The organism is Polynucleobacter sp. Adler-ghost, from assembly GCF_018688495.1.
Lineage (GTDB): Bacteria > Pseudomonadota > Gammaproteobacteria > Burkholderiales > Burkholderiaceae > Polynucleobacter.
Genome location: NZ_CP061320.1, coordinates 1,278,192 through 1,293,319, shown reverse-complemented (window position 1 = coordinate 1,293,319; position 15,128 = coordinate 1,278,192). Strand labels below are relative to the sequence as shown.

Annotated in this window: 18 protein-coding genes; 8 read left to right on the top strand and 10 right to left on the bottom strand. The window is 46.6% G+C overall.

Going from position 1 to position 15,128, the window contains the following annotated elements; translation table 11 throughout:
- Positions 1-174 precede the first annotated feature (174 nt).
- Entirely contained in the window at positions 175-768 is a 594-nt protein-coding gene (locus tag ICV89_RS06790) for a urate hydroxylase PuuD (RefSeq protein ID WP_215307628.1), read from the top strand.
- An 88-nt stretch (positions 769-856) separates the two neighbouring features.
- Here ICV89_RS06790 and ICV89_RS06785 read toward each other — a convergent pair whose 3' ends face one another.
- Entirely contained in the window at positions 857-2,023 is a 1,167-nt protein-coding gene (locus ICV89_RS06785) for an NAD(P)/FAD-dependent oxidoreductase (protein ID WP_215307626.1), read from the bottom strand.
- Positions 2,024-2,071: 48 nt separating this feature from the next.
- Positions 2,072-2,239 (bottom strand): rubredoxin, encoded by a 168-nt coding sequence (locus tag ICV89_RS06780; protein WP_215304339.1) that lies wholly within the window; start codon positions 2,237-2,239, stop codon positions 2,072-2,074.
- A 180-nt stretch (positions 2,240-2,419) separates the two neighbouring features.
- Here ICV89_RS06780 and ICV89_RS06775 point away from each other — a divergent pair, with 180 nt between their 5' ends.
- A complete protein-coding gene (locus ICV89_RS06775; RefSeq protein ID WP_215307624.1) occupies positions 2,420-3,367 on the top strand; it encodes a hydrogen peroxide-inducible genes activator in 948 nt (315 codons plus the stop codon).
- Positions 3,368-3,445: 78 nt separating this feature from the next.
- Complete coding sequence (locus ICV89_RS06770; RefSeq protein ID WP_215307622.1) at positions 3,446-4,546, top strand: alkene reductase; 1,101 nt, start codon at positions 3,446-3,448, stop codon at positions 4,544-4,546.
- A gap of 42 nt (positions 4,547-4,588) precedes the next feature.
- Here ICV89_RS06770 and ICV89_RS06765 read toward each other — a convergent pair whose 3' ends face one another.
- The 4 genes from ICV89_RS06765 to ICV89_RS06750 form a co-directional block, all read right to left on the bottom strand.
- A complete protein-coding gene (locus tag ICV89_RS06765) occupies positions 4,589-4,765 on the bottom strand; it encodes a hypothetical protein (protein WP_170217000.1) in 177 nt (58 codons plus the stop codon).
- 22 nt (positions 4,766-4,787) lie between these two features.
- Entirely contained in the window at positions 4,788-4,979 is a 192-nt protein-coding gene (locus ICV89_RS06760; RefSeq protein WP_046330353.1) for a hypothetical protein, read from the bottom strand.
- Positions 4,976-5,647, bottom strand: coding sequence for a hypothetical protein (locus ICV89_RS06755; protein ID WP_215307620.1), 672 nt, complete (start codon positions 5,645-5,647; stop codon positions 4,976-4,978). The genes ICV89_RS06760 and ICV89_RS06755 overlap by 4 nt, the downstream gene beginning before the upstream one ends.
- A gap of 130 nt (positions 5,648-5,777) precedes the next feature.
- A complete protein-coding gene (locus ICV89_RS06750; RefSeq protein ID WP_215307618.1) occupies positions 5,778-6,923 on the bottom strand; it encodes an alpha-hydroxy acid oxidase in 1,146 nt (381 codons plus the stop codon).
- 146 nt (positions 6,924-7,069) lie between these two features.
- Between ICV89_RS06750 and ICV89_RS06745 the strand changes: the two genes are divergently transcribed.
- From ICV89_RS06745 to ICV89_RS06735, 3 genes are all read left to right on the top strand, one after another.
- Positions 7,070-7,978, top strand: a complete 909-nt coding sequence (locus tag ICV89_RS06745; protein WP_215307617.1) for a DMT family transporter — start codon at positions 7,070-7,072, stop codon at positions 7,976-7,978.
- A gap of 104 nt (positions 7,979-8,082) precedes the next feature.
- Positions 8,083-9,231, top strand: a complete 1,149-nt coding sequence (locus ICV89_RS06740; RefSeq protein WP_215307615.1) for an aminotransferase class V-fold PLP-dependent enzyme — start codon at positions 8,083-8,085, stop codon at positions 9,229-9,231.
- A 91-nt stretch (positions 9,232-9,322) separates the two neighbouring features.
- Entirely contained in the window at positions 9,323-9,580 is a 258-nt protein-coding gene (locus tag ICV89_RS06735) for a protein tyrosine phosphatase (RefSeq protein ID WP_215307613.1), read from the top strand.
- Between the two features lie 21 nt (positions 9,581-9,601).
- Here the strand turns inward: ICV89_RS06735 and ICV89_RS06730 are convergent, their stop codons facing one another.
- Complete coding sequence (locus tag ICV89_RS06730) at positions 9,602-10,582, bottom strand: DMT family transporter (RefSeq protein WP_215307611.1); 981 nt, start codon at positions 10,580-10,582, stop codon at positions 9,602-9,604.
- A gap of 6 nt (positions 10,583-10,588) precedes the next feature.
- A complete protein-coding gene (locus ICV89_RS06725; protein WP_215307610.1) occupies positions 10,589-11,470 on the bottom strand; it encodes an NAD(P)H-hydrate dehydratase in 882 nt (293 codons plus the stop codon).
- A gap of 62 nt (positions 11,471-11,532) precedes the next feature.
- Here ICV89_RS06725 and ICV89_RS06720 point away from each other — a divergent pair, with 62 nt between their 5' ends.
- Entirely contained in the window at positions 11,533-12,948 is a 1,416-nt protein-coding gene (locus tag ICV89_RS06720) for an MBL fold metallo-hydrolase RNA specificity domain-containing protein (RefSeq protein WP_215307608.1), read from the top strand.
- A gap of 4 nt (positions 12,949-12,952) precedes the next feature.
- Here ICV89_RS06720 and ICV89_RS06715 read toward each other — a convergent pair whose 3' ends face one another.
- Positions 12,953-13,672 carry an ABC transporter substrate-binding protein gene (locus tag ICV89_RS06715; protein ID WP_251370799.1) on the bottom strand — a complete coding sequence of 240 codons (720 nt, stop codon included), beginning with the start codon at positions 13,670-13,672 and terminating at the stop codon, positions 12,953-12,955.
- A gap of 180 nt (positions 13,673-13,852) precedes the next feature.
- Positions 13,853-14,062, bottom strand: coding sequence for a hypothetical protein (locus tag ICV89_RS06710; protein ID WP_215307606.1), 210 nt, complete (start codon positions 14,060-14,062; stop codon positions 13,853-13,855).
- 197 nt (positions 14,063-14,259) lie between these two features.
- Between ICV89_RS06710 and ICV89_RS06705 the strand changes: the two genes are divergently transcribed.
- On the top strand, positions 14,260-15,117 hold the full coding sequence (locus ICV89_RS06705; RefSeq protein ID WP_215307604.1) for a TIGR00730 family Rossman fold protein: 858 nt from the start codon (positions 14,260-14,262) through the stop codon (positions 15,115-15,117).
- Positions 15,118-15,128: the final 11 nt, after the last annotated feature.

Below are 15,128 nucleotides of genomic sequence, written 5' to 3'. Positions count from 1 at the left end.
CACCTCTTGTTTGCCTTATGCCGAACAAATTCCTCGGAATCGTCTATAGTAAGGACGATTGTGGCTTTTGTAGCTACAGATTAGTACGTTTTATAATGTTGTGAAATTGGATTTTGCAAGCAAGAATTTTGCTGAAATCCTGCCTGATATATTTACTTTTTTTAGGAAGCTCTCATGTCATCCATCTTTACCTCATTAGGCCGCACTGTTTTAGCCGGCTTTGTGCTACTCGCATTGATTGTCTTAGCCTTAGGTGCGAACCTGAGCTCGATTGAGTTGCCATTCTTATTCCGCTGGATTCACGTGATGGTTGGCGTGATGTGGATAGGCTTGCTTTGGTATTTCAATTTCGTGCAGATTCCATCCATGCCAAAGATTCCGGATGAGCAAAAGCCAGCAATCGGAAAAGTAATCGCTCCAACAGCGCTCTTTTGGTTTCGATGGGCTGCTTTAGTAACTGTACTGAGCGGTTTGATTTTATCCATACTGAATGGATATGCGCATCAGGCATTTACTTTGCAAGCACCTTTCCGTGCAATCGGTTTAGGTATGTGGATTGCCTTGATTATGGCGTTCAACGTTTGGTTCATTATTTGGCCAAATCAAAAACGTGCCCTCGGCATTGTTGCGGTTGAGCCTGACGTCAAAGCAAAGTCTGCACGCATTGCAATGTTGACTTCCCGTCTCAATACAATGCTTTCTATCCCAATGCTATTTTTGATGAGCGCTCAGTCACACAACACAACATGGTTTGTGATTGCCTCATAAGCTTATCTTCTTAGATACATTAAAAGGCCCGCTGAGCGGGCCTTTTGCTTTAGTACAGAGCGCTAGAGATGGTAATCAGCCATCTTGATTACAGGATGGGCGGCAACTCTTTTGTCAGTGCGCCACGTTGTGCAGTAGCTGTACCCAGAAGAGCAAACCCAAGTAGCTTACCGTCACTAGATTCAAAGCGCGCTTCAAGACCGCCTTCTACTGTATTCATTTTCCAGTGTCCGACTGCACCTTTGGCTGGGGGTGAAACAATGGTTGCGAGGGCGGGGGTCTTCACCATCACTGGCATAGCGGGATAGTTGAGAGTAGTCGCTTGTCCAAGTAAGTTGGGTGCTAAAGCTCGTGCTGCCTGCATGATTGGCATCACATAAGGTAGAACTAAGCCCTCAACTTCGGCACAGTCGCCAATTGCATAAACATTCTTGGCGCTGGTTTCTAATTGACGATTAACTGTAATACCTACGCCTGTTGCAATTCCGGCTGATTGAGCTAAATCTATGCGAGGTCTTAAGCCGACAGCAGATAGAAATGCATCACTATTGATTACTGTTCCGTTGGCAAGGGCAATCGAGAGAGAGTCGCCGCTTCGATCAACCGATTGCACGGTAGTGGCAAAGTGCCAACGTACGCCTGCCGCACTGAGCTTCGCTTGTAGTGCTTGGGCTGCCGCCTCGGGAAGTAATCTACCCAAAGCCTGCGGCGCTAAGTCGATGACATCTACTTCATATGAGCCTAAAACTAAATCATTCGCAAATTCGCATCCAATGAGGCCGGCACCTAAAATGGCAACGCGTTTTTTGCCTTCAATTGTCTTGCGAAATTGGGCATAGTCTTCCAGATCATTAACGGTAATGACCTCATGAGCTGCATTACCCTCTAAAGGTAAGCGAATTTGATCGGCGCCTAATCCTAGCACTAACTTTCCATAGGAAATACTGCCTTTAGAAGTAGTGACTGTTTGTGCGGTGGTATCAATTGCAGTGACATCAGCATCACCCAGAACCGTCATGTCTAGCTGTGTTGCCATACCCTCTGCATTAGTAGAGACCAATTGCTCTGCAGACTTATTGCTGGCCAATGCTGTAGAGAGCATCGGCTTTGAGTAAAAGTAGCCTGGTTCTCTTGTTACTAGGGTAATGGGAATCGCCTTATCTATTTTGCGAAGCTCGCGAATGACAGTGTAGCCAGCTAGGCCGCTACCAATGATGACAATCCCTGATGGGGATGAATGATTCTGATGATCCAAAACTGGACTCCCTAATAATGCGTTGAAAGGTGTTGCGTTTGGCTTGAGTTAGGAAACTTGTACCATTTCAAAATCAGATTTGGATACACCACAATCTGGGCATTCCCAATCTTCAGGGACATCGGCCCAAGCAGTGCCGGCAGGAATGCCATCTTCAGGTAAGCCTTTGGCCTCGTCATAGACGAAACCGCATACGATACATTGCCAAGATTTCATAGGGATTCCTTGCTGTAAGAGATTAAAGACAGTTTAAATTGAATTTCAAATTCACCTGCTTACCAAAGGTCTGCTCGTTTTGTATCTAGCAAGCAAGTAGGTAAGCAAACAATGATTTATAAGGTAAATAGGAATGATATTATTTATCTGATAAATAGATTATAGGGATAACTACAGCTTATGGCGGCTCTACCTTCATTACGACAACTTCGCTATTTTGTAGCAGTTGCTCAAGAGCTCAATTTTACTAGGGCTGCAGAGGCCTGCTTTGTAGGTCAATCTACCCTGAGTGCTGGTTTAAAAGAGCTGGAAGATGTTTTGGGAGTCTGCTTAGTAGAGCGGGATAGACAAAATGTAGCCATCACGCCTATCGGTGTAGAGATTTTGGAACGGGCTAAGGCCATCTTAGCCTCGTCTCAAGACCTGGTGGAGTATGCGAGCGCCTCGGGCGAGCCAATGGTGGGAACAATTCGATTGGGAGTAATCCCAACCATCACACCATTTTTATTGCCAAATGTGTTGCCTGATATTCGGGAGCATTACCCTAAGCTAAAAATTGTCTTGCGTGAAGATTTAACCGCTAATCTACTGGCGCGCTTAGCGGACCATCAACTTGATTTTGCATTAATTGCATTGCCATATGACACAGCCGGCCTATTGGTCAAGGAGCTTTTTGTTGATGAATTTTGGTTGGTTGCAGGTGCAAATGATCCAGCATTAAAAGGTAAGGAAATTCATTTGCCCACCAAAATGGCAGAGAGATTGCTTTTGCTAGAGGAGGGTCATTGCCTACGCGATCACACTATGCAGGCTTGTAAGCATTCTGATATCCGCAATGCCGAAGGCATGGAGGCAACTAGCTTGCTCACTTTATTGCAAATGGTGGAGTCTGGCATGGGCATTGCGCTCCTTCCTGAGATGGCGGTAAAAGGTGGGATTTTGAATGGCAGCTCATTGATTGCTCGGCCTTTAGCGCCACCCGCTCCCAATAGAGTGATTGCGCTTGTTGCTCGCTTGTCAACCGCACATCAGGATGAGTTCCAAGCACTTGCCCAAAGTATTGAGTCAAGATTTAAATCTAGTCCAAGAATTAGTCGGGGCAGTCGAAAGAGTTTTCAAAAAGTCTAGTATGGTATTGGCGGGACTTTAATATCCCTGCTAAAGTTGCGCATCAATTGATGTATTCACTCTCAAAGAAAGTAATTCATGTCTGGAAAAGAAATCATGTTTACCCCCGTCAAGCTTGGCGCTATTGAATTAAAGAATCGCCTTGTGATGGCGCCTCTCACCAGAATGCGTGCCATCGATGGGGATGTGCCACACCCTCTCGCAAAAACTTACTATGAACAAAGGGCAAGTGCTGGCCTCATCATCAGTGAAGCAACGCAAATTTCTGCTATTGGCAAAGGCTATCCCGCAACGCCTGGTATTTATTCTGCTGAGCAAACAGCGGCTTGGAAGGAGATCGTGAGTGCAGTGCATGCCAAAGGCGGCAAGATGATCGCGCAGTTATGGCATGTTGGACGCATTTCTCATTCCTCTTTACATCCTGAGCAGGGTATCCCTGAGGCTCCATCTGCGATTGCGCCTGCTGGCCAAACTTATGGCGCTGATTGGAGGTTGCACGATTACGAAACTCCTAAGGCAATGACTACTGAAGATATTGCTGGTCTCTTGAAAGATTTTGAATTGGCTGCTGCTAACGCAAAAGCCGCAGGTTTTGATGGCGTGGAAATTCATTCTGCGAATGGCTACTTACTCGATCAGTTTTTGCAAGACAAAACCAATCAACGCACTGACGGCTATGGCGGGTCAATCGAAAATCGCATGCGCCTATTGGGTGAAGTGATTGAATCTATTACCAGGGTCTATCCAAGTGATCGTATCGGTGTGCGCTTATCACCATACGGTAGCTTTAATGATATGGCTGACAGCGATCCAGTTGCCTTGTTCACTGCGGTCATTCAAAAACTCAATGGCTATCACTTATCTTATGTACATATGATCGAACCGCGTTCCACAAGTGCAGGTGGCAATGATCAAGTGAACGTAGAGGCACCCATTACATCAGAGATGTTCCGATCGGCATATCAAGGTCAATTTATTAGTGCCGGTGGATATGATCAGGCTATGGGTGAAGCTGTTTTGGAGGCTGGCTTAGCAGATGCAGTGGCCTATGGACGTCTGTATATTTCTAATCCGGATTTGGCTGAGCGCTTTAAGCAGGGTGCAGCACTCAATGCTTATAACCGCGCAACGTTTTACGGTGGAGCAGAAGTCGGATACACGGACTACCCAACACTCTAATTGCTGAAGAGCAATCAGGGCCTCTATCGAAAGATAGGGGCCTTATTTTTTGTCTTCGGGGTCTTTCAGTAGGCCATAGTGATTCGCAACGAGTAGCATGGCAATAGATGCACATCCCATTGCAAAGAATTCCCATTGATGAAGCATGGCAGTACCTGTGACGGTCATTAAGATTGTCCATCCTACTGCCATCTTGGCTTTTTTGCTTAAAGGTTTCATATTTCAGAACTCAGGTGAAAAATTATCGAACGGTAAGTCTAGCCTTGGCGCTCAACTCGTTTGGCGTTCCACGCTTATCCAGTTGAGAAAGTCGTAACGCTTCTTGCTCAAAATCAATTTGGGCTGGGTGAAACTCAAGATTGCCAAGGTGAATGACATAAGTCCACACAAGCTCTCGACCCCTATCTTTATATACATCAACAATGCGCTTCATTTATTAATGCCTCTGGTGGGAGCTGAGCCATTTGCGGGACTCATATTGTTTTTTAAATCAATCAGATTACGTGGATCGATACGAATAACACCACCACGAGGGCTATCAATGTCTGCAATCAGAAAGAAGGCAATGGCAATCATGGTTGGGAAAATCATAAACAGGCCGACATTACGTTGAAAGTTCCGCGCACCAAAGCCCACTAGCATATTGGCAGCAATAGCGATTGCAGCCATCAGCCACCAGGCCGCAGTGGGGATGCGGTTCCACCAAGCTGCTTGGGTATAGCCTTGGGAGTTAATCACATCATTCATACCAGAGATTACGAGTGCAATAGTCGGGGTTGATTGTGTTCGTGCTATGGGGAGTAATTCATTCCACATTGCGCTCTCTAAAGCAAGGGTGCGTTTCATAATTTGCATGGCCGTCTCGTGATCTTGCTTAGAGTAAAACAAGATGCGCTGATCTAGGTATTCACGAAGAAGGTCCTTGACACTCTCTGCAGTTTTGCTCGGCAGTAGATCGGCTCTTAAGAACTCCGTGCCAATTGCATTGGCCTCAGCCTCCTCATAAGTCTGCCGCAAGTCATACCGAGCGATAGCCATGGAGAAGGTAAATCCAATAATCAGGCCAAGCAATGTGAGTGTTGCGCTCTGAATGATCCCCAAGTCTGCCGAGGTCTCAGTGTCCTTGGTGCGGTATTTACTTAGTACGGCATTGCCAAACCATACTGAGCCCGAGAGGGCTACAGCAGAAATTGCAAATACCAGTTCAGGGAAATTGGCTAAGTGTGGAATATTAAAAAGTTCCTGGATACAAAATATCTTTAGTCACATTCTGGATGTCACGGTGTCCTGTAAACGCCATGGTGATATCCAATTCATTGTGAATAAGCTCTAGGCATTTAGTAACGCCGGCCTCGCCCATAGCACCCAAGCCATAAAGAAAGGGGCGACCGATCATCGTGCCACGTGCACCTAATGCCCATGCTTTCAATACATCTTGTCCGGAACGAATGCCGCCATCCATCCATACCTCAATATCTTTGCCAACAGCATTTACGATGCCTGGCAATGCTTTGATGCTGGAGATCGCGCCATCGAGCTGACGACCACCATGATTAGAAACAATCAGGGCATCTGCTCCAGAATTAGCAGCAAAGCGGGCATCTTCTTCATCCAAGATGCCTTTAATAATTAACTTGCCACCCCAAAGTTTTTTAATCCACTCCACATCATCCCAGCTCAGACCTGGGTCGAACTGCTCGGCGGTCCAAGAGGAGAGGGAAGACATATTGCCAACACCAGTGGCATGACCAACAATGTTGCGAAAGGTTCTGCGGGGCGTCATCGCCATACCCATGCACCAACGGGGCTTAGTCATCATATTAATGATGTTGGCAATCGTCAGCTTTGGAGGCGCAGATAAACCATTTTTCAAATCTTTATGGCGCTGCCCCAGAATCTGTAAATCTAAGGTGAGAACCAGGGCGGAGCATTTAGCTGCTTTGGCGCGTTCAATGAGGCGCTCAATAAAGCCGCGGTCTTTCATGACATAGAGCTGAAACCAAAAGGGTTTAGTGGTGCGTTCTGCCACATCTTCAATCGAGCAAATACTCATCGTAGAAAGGCAGAAGGGGACACCAAATTTTTCTGCAGCACGTGCCGCCAGAATTTCACCATCAGCATGTTGCATGCCGGTTAGTCCTGTAGGTGCTAATGCGACTGGCATGGCAACCTCTTGACCGATCATGGTTGTTTTGGTGGTGCGGTTGACCATGTTGACGGCAACACGTTGACGCAATTTGATTTTCTGAAAATCCGACTCGTTCGCGCGGTAGGTGGATTCAGTCCATGACCCGGAGTCTGCATAGTCATAAAACATCTTGGGGGTGCGTTTCTGATGCAGAACTCGTAAATCTTCAATATTGGTGATGATCGCCACTAAAACCCCTCGGTATGTTGCTAATGCCAGATGTCTGACGCTAATTTAAGCTCTATCTTAGCAATACCGAGCATTTGTTTCTACAATGCCTAGGCAAAGCCCTTCTTGAGGCTCAAAACAGCTACTCATTCACCTACATACCCCGAATGCCTCAAATACCCCTGTCGACCGTCTTTTATTTATCGCTTGCAACCTTCCTCTGGGCAGGCAATGCAATCGCTGGACGGGTCTTGGTAGGAAGTATTTCGCCGATCACCTTAAGTGCTGTTCGCTGGGGTCTGGCAGCCTTGCTACTACTCCCTTTTGGCTGGCGGATCCTAAAGCCAGCTAGCGCCCTGTGGCAAAACAAGAGTCGCTTCCTCGTCTTGGGATTGTTGGGAGTGGGTAGCTATAACGTGCTCTTGTATCTTGCTTTGCAAACCTCAACGGCTATTAATGTCACCCTCATTGGGGCGAGTATGCCTATCTGGATGCTTTTGATCGGTGCCGTCTTTTATGAGGTTAGGCCGAGGCTTTTGCAGCTCTTGGGTGCAGTCGTCTCCCTGATCGGCGTGACCGTAGTGCTCACGCGAGGTGAGCCTGCCAGCCTCTTGAGCATGGAAGTAGTCATGGGCGATTTACTCATTATGTTGGCTACGATTCTTTGGGCCTTTTATAGCTGGATGATTAGTCGCCCAGGAGAGAGTACTGAGCGGCAGTGGCCATGGGCTGAGTTTTTAATGGCACAAGTGTTGATTGGATTCATGTGGACGATGTTGTTTGAGGGTGCGGAAATTGCCACAGGGCACGCTTTTATCGATCTCAATTACTGGACTGGGGCATTGATCTTATTTGTAGCCATTGGTCCCTCCTTAATTGCCTATCGGTGCTGGGGTTTGGGGGTGAATGGTGCCGGACCCACGGTAGCAGCATTTTTTGCCAATCTCATTCCCTTATTTACAGCGCTGCTCTCTGCCGCAATCTTGGGGGATCCACCCCAGCTTTTTCATGGTCTCGCTTTTGTCCTGATTGTGGTCGGAATACTGGTTTCTTCCACAACGCAGAAAAGCGCCTAACCCCCTTTATTTGGTCAAAATGGCTGTTTTCAAAGCCTAAGTACCCAAACAGCACTAAATCAGTATCATTTAGGGCTAATCACACGATTTACTAGGAAATTACTATGCCAGGCTTACTCCCGAATGTTGATCCAGACGGTCTCTTAGAGTTCTCGGTTGTTTACACCGACCGCTCGCTAAATCACATGTCTGAAGAATTCAAAAAAGTCATCGTGGATATTTCTAGTGTTCTGAAAGATGCTTACAACGCAAGTTCTGCAGTCATCGTTCCTGGTAGTGGCACATTTGGTATGGAAGCTGTTGCTCGCCAATTTGCCAATAATGAAAAATGTCTTATTTTGCGTAACGGCTGGTTTAGCTATCGCTGGACTCAGATTTTTGATTTAGCCAACATCACCAAGGACATTTCCGTTATCAAAGGTCGGCAATTGGAAGATGCTACGCAGGGTGTATTTGCCCCCGCTCCGATCGAAGAAGTGGTGGCTTTTATTAAAAAGGAAAAGCCAGCAGTTGTTTTCGCCCCTCACGTAGAAACCTCTGCGGGCATTATTTTGCCGGATGCCTATCTCAAGGCAGTTGGCGAAGCAGTACGCTCTGTCAATGGTTTGTTTGTACTGGATTGCATTGCATCAGGTGCTACATGGGTAGATATGAAGGCTTGCAATGTGGACTTGTTAATCACTGCGCCTCAAAAAGGTTGGAGTAGTTCACCTTGCTGCGCAATGGTGGCTATGGGTGAGAGAGCACGCGAGCGCATTGAATCAACTCAAAGCAGCAGCTTCTCAATGGATCTGAAGAAGTGGTTGCAAATTATGGAAGCCTATGAAAAGGGTGGTCACGTTTATCACACCACTATGCCAACCGATGCGCTCAAAATCTTGCGTAACGTGATGAAGGAAACTCAGTCCTTAGGTTTTGCTGCACTCAAAGCAAAGCAACAAGAGTTGGGTGATAAGGTTCGTGCCTTATTGGTATCTAACGGTTACCACTCAGTTGCTGCAAAAGGCTTCCAGTCTCCTGGTGTAGTCGTGAGCTATACCAAGGATCCAGATATCCAGTCAGGCAAAAAGTTTATTGCTCTTGGTATGCAAACAGCGGCTGGTGTGCCTTTGCAGTGCGATGAGCGTCCAGACTTCCGTACGTTCCGCCTTGGTTTATTTGGTCTAGAGAAGTTGGCGCATGTTGACCGAACTGTAGATCACCTTGCAACAGCATTAGAAAAAATTACCGAGACTGAAGCGCAGCCAGCTTAAGATTCTGTAATTGGTTTTTACAAAAGGCCGTCTTAGGACGGCTTTTTAATTGAGTATCATTAACCTACCCATGAACCTATCGGAACTTCAAATGAATATCCCCTTTGCAAAATTGATCTTAGCCACCTTCGTTTCTGCCTCAGTTGCTTTATCTCCATTGACTGTAATGGCGGCGGATCCAGCCCCAGCCGGAGCACCTGTGGCCGCTCCTGCAGCGATGCCTGATGCTCAAACAGAGAAGGCTGCAAAAAAGACTGCGAAGAAGTCTAAGAAAGACAAAAAAGCGGACAAGAAAGCTAAGAAAAAAGCTAAGAAGAAACCAGCAGCCCAAGAGCCTGCTGCTCAGTAAGGAATTTGCTTATTTCACTATTTAATTTAGCGGGTCAGATCCCTCAAGATCTAAGGGCTTTGTATAGCCCTGACCCTGTTGTTTGTTTGGCGCATCATTTCGTACCAGCAACCACATCGCCCCCATCACCAAACTCATCCCGCCCATCTGCATCCAGGTAATAGGTTCGGATAACACGATCCAGCCCATAAATAGGGTGGAGACGGGGCCTAGTATTCCGGCTTGAGCAACTAGAGGTGAGCCAATACGATTAATGGCAATCATGATTAACAACATCGGAATGACGGTGCATAGGCTTGCATTGAGTAGGCTAAGCCAATAGATTTGCGGTACTTGTACAAAAACAGCTGCAGGATCGTAAATCAGAATTTGAATGATGCTCATGAATGCCGATGCGGAACTGGCATAAACAACTAAGCGCACGCTACCCACGCGCCTTACCATTTCTCCAGAGCCAATCATGTAAATTGCATACGAGCACGCACTAGCAAAGACCAATACCATGCCGAGTAATGCCATCGATCCGGTCGAGCTAGCATCTTGGATAAATACGACGATCACGCCAAGATACCCCACCGCTAGCGCATACCACTGCAGTCGACTAATGGATTTGTTTAATACAAAATAAGAAATCAACAACACGATGGTGGGCGTTAGGTAAAGTACGATACGCTCCAGTCCAACAGAAATGTATTGAAGCCCTAAAAAGTCAAGATAGCTAGAAAGAAAGTAGCCCATAAATCCCAAAGAAAATATTTTCATTTTGTCTTTGAATGTCAGTGGACTCATGACTTGCCTGCATGCTTGCCACCAATAAATTCCCCAAAAGAGGGGAAGCGCCATCAGCATCCGTAAGGCAATGAGCGTCTCAGCATTGGCGCCGTAGCCAAAAGCGAGCTTGACCAGAATGGCCTTGCCGGAAAATAGTATGGAGCCCAGTCCGGCCATTAAGAGGCCGTAAACGTAACGACGATGATGAAGAGTTCTACTGGCTGATTGCATGATGTTTTATAACAGCTTGTTGAGTAGACTCCGCATTTCCAAAATGACCTCTGTTGGAGTAAGTCCAATGGGGCCAATTTGCTTGGCTACTAAGCTATCCGCTGCCGAGGCGTGTAGTTGCACCCCAATACAAGTAGATTCCCATAAATTGAGATTGTGGTGATGACCTTGGGCTGCAATGGCTGCGATAGTGCCAGTTAAGACATCGCCCATTCCGCCAACAGCCATACCGGGATTTCCTTGAGCGCACTGTTCTGCAGGGTGAAGATGGGAGGCAATTAGCGTATGTTGGCCTTTCAGCACAACAATCGAATTAGTGAGTTTGTTTAAATCAGCAAGTGCTTCGGTGCGATTTGCTTGTATAGCAGCTGCACTGGTGTTGAGAAGATGTGCTGCCTCTCCAGGATGTGGGGTGAGCACAGTCATGCCCGGGAATGCTTGATTGCGCTGCTTGAGGAGATCTAACAATTCAGGGTTATCCGCAATCAGATTGAGTGCATCAGCATCAATCACGAGTGGCACTTTTGGATAACGTAGTGAGGCTATTAGCCAATCTTTAGCAAGGACAGAAAAACCAAGGCCCGGTCCAATCGCAATCACATCTGGCGCTGTAGTTTCTAATTGCTCTTGGGCGTTAAAACTGGCGAGCCGGATCATCAGCTCAGCTTGTTCTGGCATTGCATGGGCAGCTGTGGGATCTAGCATCTCCAGCATAGTCCAACCTGCCCCTAAGTGCAGTGCGGCACTGCCTGCCAAGAGGAGGGCGCCGGCCATTCCAGGCGCGCCACCAACGAGCAGAACTTTGCCGGCATTCCCTTTATGTTCTGAGGGTGCTCGCTTGAGGCGGCTAATAAGCTCGAGTGATCTCAGTTCTGTAGGAGGGTTCATTTAAATAGTATCGCTCTTCTACGTGTCTTAACAAGGAATTTTATCGGGAGTATGCTTAAGTCATGAAAATACAATTTCTGGGTGCGGCGGGTGAGGTTACGGGATCAAGGCATTCCGTACAGGCTACTGTGGGTGGTCGAGATATCCGATTCATGGTTGACTTTGGTATGTTCCAAGGTGGGCGCGAGGCCACCACAAAAAACTTGGAGCCACTTCCGTTTTCCCCTAAGGAAATTGATTTTGTTGTGTTGACGCATGCACATATTGACCACAGCGGTCTGTTACCAAGACTCTGTGCCCAAGGATTTGCAGGACCTATCTACTGTACAGATGCCACATTTGAGCTGTTAAAAATCATGCTACCCGATAGTGCGCATTTACAGCGCTCTGATGTGGACCGTGCAGTACGTAGAAAAAAAGCAGGCAAGTGGCGCGGGGACTTACCAGTTGCGCTTTACTCGATTGAAGAAGCGGAGCTTGCGCTTGGACAATGCGAAGTGCTTGCTTATGGAAAATCCATAGAGCTCTGTCAGGGTATTGGGCTTGAGTTTCAGAATGCAGGCCATATTTTGGGATCGGCAATTGCGATCATGGATATCAGCGAAGACCATGCCAAGAAAAAGCGTTGCGTTTTCTCGGGAGATATTGGCATGAAGGGTAAGCTCTTAATGCCTGATCCCACCATCATTACTCAAGCCGATATTGTCGTGGTCGAATCAACCTATGGCGATCGATTGCATAAAACATTGGCGGATACTGAGACCGAATTAATCAAAGTCGTGACTGAGACTTTAGATGGCCGTGGAAATATTGTAATCCCTGCATTTGCGGTGGGACGCACCCAGGAAATTTTGTTCCTGCTCATTGACTTGGTTAAACGTAATTTACTGCCCCATCTCAGTATTTGGGTCGACTCACCAATGGCAACAGCAGCTACCCACCTCACTCAGCACTTTTTTGCGCAATTAGACAAAGAGTCACAATCTACTTTTGAATGGTTTAAAAAAAATCCCAGTGCAGTTGATCTACGATTTATTGCCGATGTTGAGGAATCGAAAGCGCTCAATAAAATTAAAGGTGGTGCCATCATTATTTCTGCGAGTGGCATGTGTGATGCGGGTCGTATTGTTCACCATCTTCAGAACAACTTACCTCGGGCGCAAAATGCGATCGTAATTACCGGGTTTCAGGCCTATGGCAGTTTAGGTCGTCGTCTGGTAGATAGAGCCGCAAAAGTACGTCTTTTTGGTGAGGAGGTTCCAGTGCGAGCATCCATTCATACTATCGGTGGACTTTCCGCACATGCGGATCAAGCTGGCCTATTGGAGTGGTTGAGAGGCTTTCAATCTGAGCCTCAATCGGTCTTCGTGGTTCATGGTGAACCTGAAGCCTCTGCAGTTCTAGCGCAGACTATCCGTGAAGAGCTGGAGTGGAAGAATGTCACTATTCCAGAGCGTCTCCACTCCTACGCTTGCTAGCTTTTTACTCGGCTACCTTGGCGCCTTCGATGCCATGCTTTTTCATGGAGTTAGCGATAAAGCCTGAAGTCTTTAATTCTTCAACGATGCCACTCAAATAGAGCGTGATTTTTTCGAATTCGGCGCGTGATTTTGGGACTCCAATTGCCTGATGAATCACCATAAATCTGCCTGGCAGCATCCGTAAATTGTTATATCGCTTGGCATCTGCCTCTAACTGCTGCTTCACTCCTGCAGCAACATTGCCTTTTCCGCTCATAAAGTCATCAACAACCGATTGAGAGTTTGTTGACCGAAGCAGGGTGGCTTTTTGAATTTCACGCGTAAGGTAAAGATCATAGGCGCTGGCTTTACCAACCACAATCTCGTTGCCAGCAACATCAACCTCATCATGACTCTTGATTGGAGAAGTAGCTTTGACCATATACGCACCCTCAATTTGTATGTAAGCTGGGGTATAGCTAATATCTGCTCCACGTACTGGATCGATGGCTACAAAGATGAGATCAAGCTGATTGGCTTTAAGGGCCTCCACTATTGCTCCAGCACTTTTAAAGGAGATCAGCTCAACCGGTAGATCAGAACGCCTTCCAATTTCTTTAGCAATATCTATCGTCACTCCCTTGGGTTGAGGTTCACTCTGATCAATTGAGCCCGCTAAAACGGGATTACCTAGATTGATACCAACACGAAGAGTGCCAGTCGGTGCGAAAGATTGCATCATAGTCTTATTGATGGGTTTATTCAGTGCCGCATTGGGTGTCTGAGCCAAAATGCATTGGCACATCAACAGCAGACTGCATCCAAGTATATTTTTCATGAAAAGGCAAAGGCAAAGGCAAAGGTAAATAAATCGGTATAAAAAAACCGCGGCGAACCGCGGCTTATTTATCGCGGGAAGAAATTACTTCTTGGCATCAGCTGCTGGAGCCGCAGGAGCTTCTGCAGGTGCAGCTGGAGCCGCAGGAGCATTTTTCTTAGCCTCTTCCATGTGAGCAGCTTCAGCACCATGCTTCTCGCCACCCATATCAATGTCGCCGTCGCCTTTGATGAGTAAATAGGCTGTAGCAGCGATTAATACTAGTACCATGATGATGATTGAACGGTTGCTCATTGCATTTCCTTCGGTTTGGTTAATATCCTCTTATATTAATGCCTGAAGCGCTCCCGGTAAATCCGAATCAGCCCTAGATACAAAATTAATGCAATATTCTAGGTAGTAATACTAATTCTGACCTTGTATCCTAGGGCTTGCCTATCTACCGAACTAACGAAATGCCATTTTTTAAAGCTTGAAATCAAGGTGCAAATATGAGCCCAAAACTCCCTCTGAATAACTCTCAAACCATTACTGATTTTCTGAAACTTCAAAAAAGCCAGTTGGCAGAAAGTGGTTCCGATGATTCTTATCGATTTGCATTCGATGATCAAGCCTTTTTAGCGCGCCGTGAAACTCTAGGTCTACGCTTTCAGCTCGAGTTACTCAAGCCAGAGATCTTATTGCATGAACATGGTGTTGAGCACACGATTACCGTATTTGGTTCAACCCGTTTTGTAAGTTGCCAAACAGCTCAGGAATTAGAGAAGAGTGCCAAAACACCAGAAGCCCAAGCCGATGCTAAACGAGCTTTACTGCATTGCAAGTACTATGACTCTGCTAGAGAATTCGGAGCAATTGTTGCGGGCTATAACGCCAGTCAATCAGAAGATCGCAATAAGTTATATATCGCTACTGGTGGTGGCCCCGGGATTATGGAAGCCGCTAATCGTGGTGCATTTGAGGCTGGGGATAAAGCCATTGGTTTTAATATCAGCCTGCCAAGAGAGCAGCACCCTAATCCTTACCTGACCCCGGGTTTAAGTTTTCGCTTTCATTATTTTGCGATTCGCAAAATGCATTTCATGCTGAGGGCAAGAGCAATTGTGGCCTACCCCGGTGGCTTTGGTTCATTTGATGAGCTGTTCGAGGTGCTCACCTTGATGCAAACCAAAAAAGTTGAACGCTTCCCAATCATCTTGGTTGGAAAGACATTCTGGCAAGAGGTGATCAACTTCAAGCAGATGCTGGATCATGGCGTAATAGATCAAGCAGATATGGATTTAATCCATTTTGTAGAGACTGCCGATGAGGCCTGGGCGGTGATTCGGAATTGGTATCAATTGGCCTAAGGGAATACTCA

Bases quoted from the DNA above. Each gene is read 5' to 3' on its own strand.
- ICV89_RS06740 (WP_215307615.1), top strand. From the start codon at position 8,083: ATGCCAGGCTTACTCCCGAATGTTGATCCAGACGGTCTCTTAGAGTTC.
- ICV89_RS06710 (WP_215307606.1), bottom strand. From the start codon at position 14,062: ATGAGCAACCGTTCAATCATCATCATGGTACTAGTATTAATCGCTGCT.
- ICV89_RS06765 (WP_170217000.1), bottom strand. From the start codon at position 4,765: ATGAAACCTTTAAGCAAAAAAGCCAAGATGGCAGTAGGATGGACAATC.
- ICV89_RS06720 (WP_215307608.1), top strand. From the start codon at position 11,533: ATGAAAATACAATTTCTGGGTGCGGCGGGTGAGGTTACGGGATCAAGG.
- ICV89_RS06770 (WP_215307622.1), top strand. From the start codon at position 3,446: ATGTCTGGAAAAGAAATCATGTTTACCCCCGTCAAGCTTGGCGCTATT.
- ICV89_RS06760 (WP_046330353.1), bottom strand. From the start codon at position 4,979: ATGAAGCGCATTGTTGATGTATATAAAGATAGGGGTCGAGAGCTTGTG.
- ICV89_RS06730 (WP_215307611.1), bottom strand. From the start codon at position 10,582: ATGCAATCAGCCAGTAGAACTCTTCATCATCGTCGTTACGTTTACGGC.
- ICV89_RS06745 (WP_215307617.1), top strand. From the start codon at position 7,070: ATGCCTCAAATACCCCTGTCGACCGTCTTTTATTTATCGCTTGCAACC.
- ICV89_RS06715 (WP_251370799.1), bottom strand. From the start codon at position 13,672: ATGATGCAATCTTTCGCACCGACTGGCACTCTTCGTGTTGGTATCAAT.
- ICV89_RS06705 (WP_215307604.1), top strand. From the start codon at position 14,260: ATGAGCCCAAAACTCCCTCTGAATAACTCTCAAACCATTACTGATTTT.
- ICV89_RS06790 (WP_215307628.1), top strand. From the start codon at position 175: ATGTCATCCATCTTTACCTCATTAGGCCGCACTGTTTTAGCCGGCTTT.
- ICV89_RS06775 (WP_215307624.1), top strand. From the start codon at position 2,420: ATGGCGGCTCTACCTTCATTACGACAACTTCGCTATTTTGTAGCAGTT.
- ICV89_RS06780 (WP_215304339.1), bottom strand. From the start codon at position 2,239: ATGAAATCTTGGCAATGTATCGTATGCGGTTTCGTCTATGACGAGGCC.
- ICV89_RS06725 (WP_215307610.1), bottom strand. From the start codon at position 11,470: ATGAACCCTCCTACAGAACTGAGATCACTCGAGCTTATTAGCCGCCTC.
- ICV89_RS06735 (WP_215307613.1), top strand. From the start codon at position 9,323: ATGAATATCCCCTTTGCAAAATTGATCTTAGCCACCTTCGTTTCTGCC.